The organism is Actinomycetota bacterium (assembly GCA_040905475.1).
Classification (GTDB): domain Bacteria; phylum Actinomycetota; class AC-67; order AC-67; family AC-67; genus DATFGK01.
This window is the reverse complement of sequence record JBBDRM010000008.1, coordinates 1-10,146: the sequence shown is the minus strand read 5'-3', so window position 1 is coordinate 10,146 and position 10,146 is coordinate 1. Positions and strand designations below refer to the sequence as shown.

Annotated in this window: 12 protein-coding genes and 1 pseudogene; all 13 read left to right on the top strand. The window is 68.5% G+C overall.

From position 1 onward, the window contains the following. Nucleotides 1-140: 140 nt before the first annotated feature. The gene (locus WEB06_00755; protein MEX2554144.1) at nucleotides 141-344 is read left to right on the top strand and encodes a dodecin family protein; all 204 of its coding nucleotides are present in this window, start codon (nucleotides 141-143) and stop codon (nucleotides 342-344) included. A 180-nt stretch (nucleotides 345-524) separates the two neighbouring features. Then, on the top strand, nucleotides 525-1,814 hold the full coding sequence (locus tag WEB06_00750; GenBank protein ID MEX2554143.1) for an adenylosuccinate synthase: 1,290 nt from the start codon (nucleotides 525-527) through the stop codon (nucleotides 1,812-1,814). Continuing rightward, nucleotides 1,811-3,076: a phosphoribosylamine--glycine ligase gene (gene purD, locus WEB06_00745; protein ID MEX2554142.1), complete on the top strand. Its 1,266-nt coding sequence runs from the start codon at nucleotides 1,811-1,813 to the stop codon at nucleotides 3,074-3,076. Before WEB06_00750 ends, purD begins: the two co-directional genes overlap by 4 nt. After that, nucleotides 3,073-3,540, top strand: a complete 468-nt coding sequence (gene purE / locus WEB06_00740; GenBank protein ID MEX2554141.1) for a 5-(carboxyamino)imidazole ribonucleotide mutase — start codon at nucleotides 3,073-3,075, stop codon at nucleotides 3,538-3,540. Before purD ends, purE begins: the two co-directional genes overlap by 4 nt. Before the next feature lie 91 nt (nucleotides 3,541-3,631). Then, a complete protein-coding gene (locus WEB06_00735) occupies nucleotides 3,632-4,126 on the top strand; it encodes an inorganic diphosphatase (GenBank protein MEX2554140.1) in 495 nt (164 codons plus the stop codon). Continuing rightward, nucleotides 4,123-5,421 carry an adenylosuccinate lyase gene (gene purB, locus WEB06_00730; GenBank protein MEX2554139.1) on the top strand — a complete coding sequence of 433 codons (1,299 nt, stop codon included), beginning with the start codon at nucleotides 4,123-4,125 and terminating at the stop codon, nucleotides 5,419-5,421. The genes WEB06_00735 and purB overlap by 4 nt, the downstream gene beginning before the upstream one ends. Before the next feature lie 10 nt (nucleotides 5,422-5,431). Next, complete coding sequence (locus WEB06_00725; GenBank protein ID MEX2554138.1) at nucleotides 5,432-6,322, top strand: phosphoribosylaminoimidazolesuccinocarboxamide synthase; 891 nt, start codon at nucleotides 5,432-5,434, stop codon at nucleotides 6,320-6,322. Beyond that, nucleotides 6,319-6,576, top strand: a complete 258-nt coding sequence (gene purS / locus WEB06_00720) for a phosphoribosylformylglycinamidine synthase subunit PurS (protein MEX2554137.1) — start codon at nucleotides 6,319-6,321, stop codon at nucleotides 6,574-6,576. The genes WEB06_00725 and purS overlap by 4 nt, the downstream gene beginning before the upstream one ends. Next, nucleotides 6,577-7,311: a hypothetical protein gene (locus WEB06_00715; GenBank protein MEX2554136.1), complete on the top strand. Its 735-nt coding sequence runs from the start codon at nucleotides 6,577-6,579 to the stop codon at nucleotides 7,309-7,311. It abuts the gene before it with no gap. After that, nucleotides 7,308-7,796, top strand: coding sequence for a hypothetical protein (locus tag WEB06_00710; protein MEX2554135.1), 489 nt, complete (start codon nucleotides 7,308-7,310; stop codon nucleotides 7,794-7,796). The genes WEB06_00715 and WEB06_00710 overlap by 4 nt, the downstream gene beginning before the upstream one ends. Beyond that, nucleotides 7,793-8,497: a phosphoribosylformylglycinamidine synthase subunit PurQ gene (purQ, locus tag WEB06_00705; GenBank protein ID MEX2554134.1), complete on the top strand. Its 705-nt coding sequence runs from the start codon at nucleotides 7,793-7,795 to the stop codon at nucleotides 8,495-8,497. The genes WEB06_00710 and purQ overlap by 4 nt, the downstream gene beginning before the upstream one ends. Beyond that, a pseudogene (locus WEB06_00700) lies at nucleotides 8,497-8,922 on the top strand (Clp protease N-terminal domain-containing protein). Before purQ ends, WEB06_00700 begins: the two are co-directional and overlap by 1 nt. A 269-nt stretch (nucleotides 8,923-9,191) precedes the next feature. After that, nucleotides 9,192-10,146: AIR synthase related protein (locus WEB06_00695; protein MEX2554133.1), on the top strand; the 955-nt coding region annotated here is incomplete at its 3' end.

Here is a 10,146-nt window from a genome sequence, read left to right as displayed (position 1 = left end):
CCCCCCCCCCGGGCCACGATCGAGAAGGTCATCGTCGTCAGTCAAACCCGCAGCCCGAGGTGCGGTCAACGCGTCGCGCTCGTTAGGATGAGCCCCGTTGCCGTTGCGGCCACGGCGTGGCCGCGAGCGAGGGGGTAGGAGTGTCGGTCATCAAGAGCATCGACCTCGTGGGCGTGTCGTCCGAGTCCTGGCGCGATGCCGCGAACGCCGCGTTGCAGGAAGCGGCCAAGACCCTCCGCGGGATCGAGGGCATGGAGGTCATGGAGACCTCCGCCATCGTCGAGGGCGACAAGGTCAAGGAGTACCACACACACGTACGGATCCGTTTCCGCCTCGAGCGCTAACCGACGCGAGTGATCGGCGGGGCCGGAGACGGCCCCGCACGCCGTTCCCGGGATATACTCAGCACGGCGCAACCCCGTCTTCTGCGATGCATTGAGACCTGTTCCACTTCGGCCCCGTAGCCCGGGCCGCCGCGTCCGGGCCGCCGAGCCTTACCCCCAACGATCCGAGGAGCGCTGACCATGCCCGCGACCGTGCTCGTCGGCGCGCAGTGGGGAGACGAAGGCAAGGGCAAGATCACCGACATCCTCGCCCGCGAGATGGACCTGATCGTCCGCTACCAGGGCGGGAACAACGCCGGGCACACGGTGGTAACCGGCGACGTGCGGCTCGCGCTGCACCTGATCCCGAGCGGCATCCTGCACCCCAATGTGACGCCCGTGATCGGCGACGGCGTCGTGGTCGACCCGGCGACACTGCTCGAGGAGATGGACGCGCTCACCGCGCAGGGCATCTCGTGCGAGCGGCTGCTCGTCTCGGGCAACGCTCACCTGATCATGCCCTACCACCTCGAGATCGATAAGGTCACCGAGCGCTACCTCGGCCGCTCCAAGCTCGGCACCACGCGACGCGGGATCGGCCCGGCCTACGCCGACAAGGCCGCCCGGATCGGGCTGCGGGTCCAGGACTTGCTCGACATGAAGATCTTCGCCGCCAAGCTCGAAGTCGCCCTGAAAGAGAAGAACGCGATCCTGAGCAAGATCTACAACCGGCTCCCGCTGGATTCGAAGACGATCATCGCCCAGTACGAAAGCTACGCGGCCCGGCTGGCCCCGTATATCGGCGACACCTCGTTGGTCGTCTGGAAGGCGCTCCGCGGCGGCCGTCGGGTGCTGTTCGAGGGCGCGCAGGGGACGTTGCTCGACGTCGATCACGGCACGTATCCGTTCGTGACCTCCTCGAGCCCGATCGCCGGCGGCGCCACGACCGGCGCGGGGATCGGCCCGCGCGAGATCGGCCGCGTGATCGGCATCGCGAAGGCGTACGTGACGCGCGTCGGCTCGGGGCCGTTCCCGACCGAGGACACGGGGCCCGACGGCGACCGGATCGGCGAGCGCGGAATGGAGTTCGGCACAACGACGGGCCGGAAGCGCCGCTGCGGCTGGCTCGACGCCGTGCTCCTTCGCTACGCCGCGCGCCTCAACAGCCTGAGCGACCTGTTCATCACCAAGCTCGACGTCCTGTCGGGCTTCGAGCGTCTGAAGCTGTGCACGGCGTACCGCTATCAGGGCGAGACCTACGACGAGTTCCCGCCCCATCAGACGATCTTCCACAAGTGCGAGCCGATCTACGAGGAGCTCGCCGGATGGAGCGAGGACATCTCCGGGGCGCGTTCGTTCGAGGACCTGCCGGTCGAGGCACGGGAGTACGTCCGCCGGATCGAGGAGGTCTCCGGCGTCCCGGTGACCCTGGTCTCGGTGGGGCCGTCGCGCGATCAGACGGTGCGTCGCGAGCCGGTGCCGGTCGCATGAGGGTCCTCGTCGTGGGCGGCGGCGGGCGCGAGCACGCGCTCACTTGGAAGCTGGGACAGAACCCGACCGTCGACAAGATCTTCGCGGTGCCGGGCAACCCCGGGATCGGCGAGATCGCCCAGTGCGAGCCGCTCGACATCGCCGATGTCGACGGGCTCGCCGACTTCGTCGACGCGAACGGGATCGACCTGACGATCGTGGGCCCGGAAGCGCCCCTCGTCGCCGGTCTCGCCGACGAGCTCGCGGCACGGGGCCACGCCGTCTTCGGGCCGAGCAAGGCTGCCGCGCGCATCGAAGGCTCGAAGGCGTGGGCGAAGCAGCTCATGGCCAAGGCCGGCGTTCCCACCGCGCGCAGCGAGACGGTGGCGACGATGGAGGAAGGGCTCGCCGCGCTCGACCGGTTCGGCTCGCCGGTCGTCGTGAAGGCCGATGGGCTCGCGGCCGGCAAAGGAGTCACCGTGGCCGAAAGCCGCGAGGCGGCGGAAGAAGCGCTTCGCATCTGTCTGGTGGATCAAGCCTTCGGCGAAGCCGGGGCGACCGTCGTGATCGAGGAGTTCCTGGAAGGGGAGGAGCTGTCGATCCTCTGCCTCACCGACGGGCGCACCGTGCTGCCGCTCGTGCCGGCGCAAGACTTCAAGCGAGCCTTCGACGGCGATACCGGGCCGAACACCGGCGGGATGGGGGCGTACAGCCCGGTGCCGCAGATGCCGGCCGACGTCGTCGATCGGGCCGTGCGTGAGATCTTCACGCCGACCGTGCGCGCGTTGGACGAGGCCGGCTCGCGGTTCGTCGGGTGCCTGTACGGCGGACTGATGATCACCGCCGACGGCCCGAAGGTGATCGAGTTCAACTGCCGCTTCGGCGACCCCGAGACCCAAGCGATCATCCCCCGGCTGACGAGCGACCTCGCCGAGCTGCTGCTCGCCTGCGTCGAGGGGAACCTGAACCTCTACCGGCCGAGGTGGACCGACGACGCGTGCGTCGTGGTCGTCCTCGCGAGCGGCGGCTACCCCGGCCGCTACCAGACGGGTGTCCCGATCGACGGCATCGACGCGGTCGAGCGCATGCGCGGGGTCGAGGTCTTCCACGCCGGCACGGACCGGCGGAAGGGGCGCATCGTTACGGCCGGGGGACGCGTGCTGGGGGTGAGCGCGCTGGGCAGCGATCTGGCAGTTGCGCGGGACCGCGCGTACCAAGCCGTCGCATCGATCCGCTTCGATGGCATGCACTACCGAAAGGACATAGCGGAAGGAGCTAGATGACAACGGCACTGGTCGGCATCGTTTACGGAAGTCCGTCGGACAAGGACAAGATGGGGCACGCGGCCGCGTTGCTCGAAAGGTTCGGCGTCTCGTATGAGATGGATTCGATGAGCGCCCACCGGTCGCCCGAACGCGTCCGCGATTACGCGTCGAAGGCGGAGGCGCGCGGATTGCGTGTGCTGATCGCCGGCGCCGGTCGCGCGGCCCACCTCGCTGGGGTCGTCGCCGCGCACACGGCGCTTCCGGTGATCGGGGTGCCGTTGTCGGGCGGGGTCATGGACGGGATGGACGCGCTGCTGTCGACGGTTCAGATGCCGTCGGGCGTCCCGGTCGCCACGGTCGGGATCGACGGGGGCGCGAACGCGGGCTTGCTGGCGGTGCAGATCCTCGCGGCCGGCGACGACGATCTGCGCAAGAAGCTCGGCGAGTTCAAGGACCAGCTCGCCGAGGGGCTGCGTCTATGACCGACCCGACTCGGGTGCTCGGAAGCGTGTCAGACAAAGTGTCGTCACATTGTCTGACATCGTCCGAGGAGTGGTCGAGAGGGAACGCGTGATGGACGAGTCGGTCACCGTCATCGTCGAGATCCCGAAGGGGTCGCGGAACAAGTACGAGATGGATCACGAGACCGGCCGGATCCGGCTCGACCGGACGTTGTTCGCGAGCGTGCACTACCCGGCCGACTACGGGTTCATCGACCAGACCCTCGGCGAGGACGGCGATCCGCTCGACGCGCTCGTGCTCGTAGCCGAGCCGACGTTCCCCGGCTGCGAGATCGACGCGCGGCCGGTCGGCGTGTTCCGGATGCGCGACGACATGGGGATCGATCACAAGATCCTCTGCGTGCCGGTATCGGACCCGCTGTGGAGCCCGATCGTCGCGCTCAAGCAGGTCCCGCCGCACCTGCTCGTCGAGATCGAGCACTTCTTCAACGTCTACAAGACCCTGGAAGGCAAGGAGACGGTGACCGACGGCTGGGACGACGAGGAAGCCGCCTCTGCTGTGGTGTCCGAGTCCTATCTGCGAGCCACATCGGGGGGAGGCGTTTGATCCCTCGCTACACGCTTCCGGAGATGGGTGCGGTCTGGGAGGAGCGCGCGAAGTTCCGCCACTGGTTGCGCGTCGAGGTCCTCGCCGCCGAAGCGTGGACGAAGCTCGGCGTCGTCCCCGAGACCGACATGGCGGCGATCCGCGAGCACGCCGCCGAGGTCGATCCTGCTCGGGTCGAGGAGCTCGAAGCGACGCTCAAGCACGACGTGATCTCGTTCCTGACCGCGCTCGGCGAGAAGGTCGGCCCGGCGAGCCGCTGGATCCACTACGGGATGACCTCCTCGGATCTGCTCGACACCGCGCTCGCGCTGCAACTGCGCGAAGCGGCCGACCTGCTCATCGCCAAGACCGAGAAGCTGCTCGCCGTGCTCAAGCGGCGCGCGTTCGAGTTCCGCGACACGATCTGCGTGGGACGCTCGCACGGCGTCCACGCCGAGCCGACCAGCTTCGGCCTGAAGCTCGCCGTCTGGGCGTTCGAAGTCGCGCGCGGCCGCGACCGGCTCGTGCGCGCGCGGGACGCGATCGGCGTCGGCAAGATCGCCGGCCCCGTCGGCACCTACGCGACCGTCGACCCGTTCGTCGAGGAGTACGTGTGCGGCGAGCTCGGCCTGAAGGCGGAGGACGCCGCGACGCAGGTCATCCAGCGTGATCGTCACGCCGAGTACCTGACGACGTGCGCGATCGTCGCGGCGACGTGCGAGAAGATCGCGACCGAGATCCGACACCTGCAGCGCACCGAGGTTCGTGAAGCGGAGGAGCCGTTCACGCGTGGGCAGAAGGGCTCGAGCGCGATGCCGCACAAGCGCAACCCGGAGCTGTCCGAGCGGATCTGCGGGCTCGCCCGGGTCGTGCGCGCGGCGGTGACGCCGGGCCTCGAGAACGTTCCGCTCTGGCACGAGCGCGACATCTCACACTCCTCGACCGAGCGCGTGATCCTGCCCGACGCGTCGATCGCGCTCGACTACATCCTCCACACCGCGACGCGCGTCCTGGACGGTCTGCGGGTGTATCCGGAGCGGATGCTCGCGAACCTGAACGCCAGCGGGGGGCTCGTGTACTCGGCGGCGGTCCTGCTCGCGCTCGTCGAGGCCGGGCTGTCGCGCGAGGACGCCTACGCGATCACCCAACAGGCCGGCATGAAGACGTGGGAGGAAGGCGGCTCGTTCCGCGAACATCTGCTCGGGCACGAGCCGGTTCGCGAGCGCTTGGGAGAAAAGAAGCTGGATGAGATCATGGATCCGCGCCGGTACCTGACCCACGCCGGCGTTATCTTCGAACGGCTGGAACGGATCTAGGGGGGGCGGAATGCAGTCCAAACTGGAAGGGCTCGAGCTCATCAAGCAAGGGAAAGTCCGCGACATGTATCGCACGTCGGCGGGGATCGTCATGGTCGCCTCCGATCGGATCTCGGCCTACGACGTCGTTCTCCCGACGCCGATCCCCGACAAGGGCGCCGTGCTGACCGGTCTGTCGGCCTACTGGTTCGAGCGCACGGCCGGTCTGGTCCGCAACCACGAGATCACGACGCAGGTAGACGACTACCCGCCCGAGGCCAAGGACCATGCCGATTATCTGCGCGGCCGCTCGATGCTCGTGCTGGAGGCGGAGCCGGTGCCGATCGAATGCGTCGCGCGCGGCTACCTCTCCGGATCGGGCTGGAAGGAGTACCAGCAGACCGGCGAGGTCTGTGGGATCGCGCTGCCGAAGGGGCTGCGCGAGAGCGACAAGTTGCCGGAGCCGATCTTCACGCCGGCCACCAAGGCCGAGACCGGCCACGACGAGAACATCAACTTCGAGCGCGCCGCCGAGATCGCCGGCCGCGAGACGATGGAAGCCTTGCGCGACCTGACGCTGAAGATCTACACGTCCGGCGCGGAGCACGCCGCCGAGCACGGCGTGATCATCGCCGACACCAAGTTCGAGTTCGGCGTGATCGACGGCGATCTCATCCTCATCGACGAGGTGATGACCCCGGACTCCAGCCGCTTCTGGCCGGCCTCGGAGTACGAGCCCGGCAGGGGGCAGCCCTCGTACGACAAGCAGTACGTCCGCGACTGGCTCGACGAGAGCGGTTGGGACCACTCGCCGCCGGGTCCCGACCTTCCCGACGAGGTCGTCGCGAACACGCGCGCGAAGTACGTCGATGCGTACGAGCGCATCACCGGCCGCTCGTTCGACGAGTGGCTGCGCCGATGAAGGCGCGTGTCGCGATCGACGTGATGCTGAAGGACGGGATCCTCGACCCGCAGGGCAAGACCGTGCAGGAGAGCCTGCCGTCGCTCGGGTTCGAGGGCGTGGACGACGTGCGGATCGGCAAGCACATCGAGCTCGAGGTGGAGGGCGACGATCCGAAAGAGATCGCCTCACGCGTCGAGGAGATGACTCGCCGGTTCCTCTCCAACCCGGTCATCGAGGACTTCAGCTATCGCATCGAGGACGGCAACGGGTAGATGACCGAGGAAGCTCCCGGCCGCGGGATCAAGTTCCGCGAGTCGATGCCCAAGCCGTTGCTGGTCGCGTTCCTGGGAACGGCGGCGGCCGCCGTCGGGCTCGTGGTGTGGCTGATGGTCAGCCCGCCGGTCCCGCGCAACCTCGACCTCGGCTCGCGCCGCAGCCCGCCGACTGGAACGTTCACCCACAACGTCGTGCGCGCGATCCCGGTCGACATCCCGACGCCGTTGCCGGTCTTCGACCCGCCGTGCGATGCCGTTGCGGGGATCGTGATCGAAGGGGGCGAGGCCGCGCAGGGCCGGATCCGTTCCATCCTCCGGCTGAACCTGTGCCGGATGGTCGAGGACGAGACCCAGCCGCAGGAGGTCAAGCAGGCGATCCGCGCTCTCTCGGGTGCGAGGATCCGTTTCGGGATCCTCACCCGCACCGGCGAGCAATCGACGACCGACCTTACCGTGAAACGGATCCTGATCAACGTGGATCTGGCGCGCACGAGCGTCGACCCGACGCTGATCGCTCCGCTCCTCGTCCACGAAGGATGGCACCTCTTCGCCGGAGGACCGGTGACCGCCGCGCAAGAGTTCGGGGCGCGGCTGGCGGAGCTTCAGGCGTGCCGCGTCGTCTACCGGGAACCCGCCGAACCCAGCCGCGGGTGCGTCGACGCGCAAGCTATAGTGACGCTAGGCGAGACGCGCGCGATCGAGCTGCTCGTGCGCGCCGGATTCCCACGGTGAGGAGGCTGGTGGCAGCGGTTCTGGCGGCCGGAAGCGCCTTGGCCGCGTGCTCGGGATCGGCGGCTCCCAAAGCCGATGTCCCCGCGAATCGCAACAGCGCCGTGGCCGCCCGCGTCTTGGTGGACGACCCCGCATTCGACCCCGCCACGGCGAAGCGTCCACGCTTCGTTCCCTGTCACGGACTCTCCGGATGCGCTCGGAGCGCGGAAGGCGTCGGAGACTTCTACCCGGGCGCGGCGATCCCCGAGAGCGCCGACCTCGCCGTCGATCACACCATCGAATTGGTCCTGTACCTGGTGGGCGCCCGGTTCGAGCGCGCCGACCTCGAGCAGGGGACTGTGCACGTGGAGGTCGTGACGCGTTCGGCCGGGTTCCAGATGGTCAAGCTCGACGGCAGCGAGATCCTGGCGCTGCCGAACGTGATCTACTCGTTCGAGGACGGCACCGGCGTGATCTGTCGCGGCGGGCTGGAGGGGTGCGGATGAGGATCGGCGTCGTCCAGTTCCCCGGCTCGAACGACGAGCGCGACGCGGTGTGGGCCCTGCAGCAGCTCGGCGCGAACGCGGAGTTGCTCTGGCACGGAGACGCCGATCTTCGCGGCGTGGACGCGATCGTGCTGCCGGGCGGCTTCTCCTACGGCGACTATCTGCGGTGCGGGGCCATCGCGCGGTTCTCGCCGGCGATGAGCTCGGTCGTGCGTTTCGCGAACGACGGCGGGCTCGTGCTCGGCATCTGCAACGGCTTCCAGGTCCTGTGCGAGGCGGGGCTGCTCCCCGGGGCGCTGGTGCGGAACGAGGGCCTTTCGTTCATCTGCGAGGCGGTGCACGTCAGGGTCGAGAACGTCGCCATCCCGTTCACGTCGCGGGCGCGGGTCGGGGACGTCCTGACGATCCCGATCAAGCACGGCGAGGGTCGCTACGTCGCCGATCCCGCCGAGCTGCGCTCGATGGAGGAGCGCGGTCAGATCGTCCTGCGCTACGCGACGCGGGCCGGCGACGTCGTCGAAGAGGCGAATCCGAACGGCGCGACCGCGAACATCGCCGGCGTCTCGAACGAGCGCGGCAACGTCTTCGGCCTGATGCCGCACCCGGAGCACGCCGTGGACGCGTCGGCCGGGATCCGCTCCGCCGACGGCGCCGTGATCCTCGGCTCGTTGATCGACGCGCTGGTCGGCGCCGAGGCGTGATGTTCGAGCGGTTCAGCGACTCCGCGAGACGCGCCGTCGTCCTCGCGCAGGAGGAGTCCAGGATGCTGAACCACGACTACATCGGTACCGAGCACATCCTCCTCGGGCTGGTAGGGGTAGACGACGGCGTTGCGGCGCAGGTGCTCGAGGGGTCCGGCATCTCGCTGGAGTCGGTCCGTGATGGCGTTGTACGGATCATCGGACTCGGCCAAACGCCGCCGACAGGCCATATCCCGTTCACTCCGCGGGCGAAGAAGGTTCTGGATCTCTCTCTGCGTGAGGCGCTCCAGCTGAACCACAGTCACATAGGAACGGAGCACATCCTCCTCGGGCTCATCCGAGAAGGGGAAGGCGTGGCTGCGCAGGTTCTCGTGCAGCTCGGACTGGACCTGAACACCGCGCGGCAGAGAGTCATGGAAGTCCTTGGCGGTAGTGGGTCGCCTCGGCGAACGGTTGGATCGACAGAGTCGTTCACGCTGGGCGAGGCCCATCTGAGTGTGGGGGTGGGTCGGCCTTCGCAACTACCCGTTCCAGCCGGGATGCCCGTCTGTCCCGGCTGCCGTGCGAGCTTGGAAGGTTTCCTCAAGTACCGGATCCTCGACGCGCAGGAAAGTGACGGAGAAGGAGTCCGGAAAGTCCTGTTCCTCTTCTGCTCCAACTGTGGCCTCGGGATCGACGACTGGATGGTGCCCGAGTGACCGGCCTCGAGCTCGCGCTGTCCCTCGCGCTGACCGAGGAAGAATACGAGCGCATCGTCGCGACGCTCGGCCGGGAGCCGAACAAAGCCGAGCTCGCCATGTACGCGGCGATGTGGTCAGAGCATTGCTCCTACAAGTCGTCGAAGGTGCATCTCAAGACGTTGCCGACCGAGGGTTCGCACGTCGTCATGGGCCCCGGCGAGAACGCCGGCGTGGTCGACATCGGCGACGGCCTTGTGGCGGTGTTCAAGCTGGAGTCGCACAACCATCCGTCCGCCGTCGAGCCGGTGCAGGGCGCGGCGACCGGCGTCGGCGGGATCGTGCGCGACATCCTCGCCACCGGCGCGCGGCCGGGCCCGATCCTCGACCCGTTGCGGTTCGGCGAGCCCGACTCGTATCGCAACCGCTGGCTGCTCGGCGGCGTGGTCGCGGGGATCTCGCAGTACGGGAACTCGATCGGCATCCCGACGATCGGCGGCGAGACGAAGTTCGACCCGTGCTACGCGGGCAACCCGCTCGTCAACGTCATGTGCATCGGCATCGCGCCGCGCGATCGGGTGCAGCGCGCACGCGCGGAGGGCGTCGGGAACGTCGGTCTCCTGCTCGGGGCGAAGACCGGCCGTGACGGGATCGGCGGCGTGTCGGTGCTCGCCTCGCGGCCGTTCGACGCCGAGGCCGAGGCCAAGCGCCCGAGCGTCCAGGTCGGCGACCCGTTCGAGGAGAAGATCGCGATCGAGGCGTGCCTCGAGCTCATCGACCGCGAGCTGCTCGTCGGCCTCCAGGACCTCGGCGGCGCCGGGCTGTCGTGCGCGACGAGCGAGACGGCGAGTCGCGGCCGCGTCGGCATGGAGGTCGATCTCGACGCCGTCCCGCTCCGCGAGGCCGACATGGAGCCGTTCGAGATCCTCACCAGCGAGTCGCAGGAGCGCATGTTCGCGATCGTGCGGCCCG

Coding starts and splice junctions, on each gene's coding strand:
- purE (MEX2554141.1), top strand. CDS start 3,073: ATGACAACGGCACTGGTCGGCATCGTTTACGGAAGTCCGTCGGACAAG.
- WEB06_00735 (MEX2554140.1), top strand. CDS start 3,632: ATGGACGAGTCGGTCACCGTCATCGTCGAGATCCCGAAGGGGTCGCGG.
- WEB06_00715 (MEX2554136.1), top strand. CDS start 6,577: ATGACCGAGGAAGCTCCCGGCCGCGGGATCAAGTTCCGCGAGTCGATG.
- WEB06_00750 (MEX2554143.1), top strand. CDS start 525: ATGCCCGCGACCGTGCTCGTCGGCGCGCAGTGGGGAGACGAAGGCAAG.
- WEB06_00725 (MEX2554138.1), top strand. CDS start 5,432: ATGCAGTCCAAACTGGAAGGGCTCGAGCTCATCAAGCAAGGGAAAGTC.
- purD (MEX2554142.1), top strand. CDS start 1,811: ATGAGGGTCCTCGTCGTGGGCGGCGGCGGGCGCGAGCACGCGCTCACT.
- purQ (MEX2554134.1), top strand. CDS start 7,793: ATGAGGATCGGCGTCGTCCAGTTCCCCGGCTCGAACGACGAGCGCGAC.
- purS (MEX2554137.1), top strand. CDS start 6,319: ATGAAGGCGCGTGTCGCGATCGACGTGATGCTGAAGGACGGGATCCTC.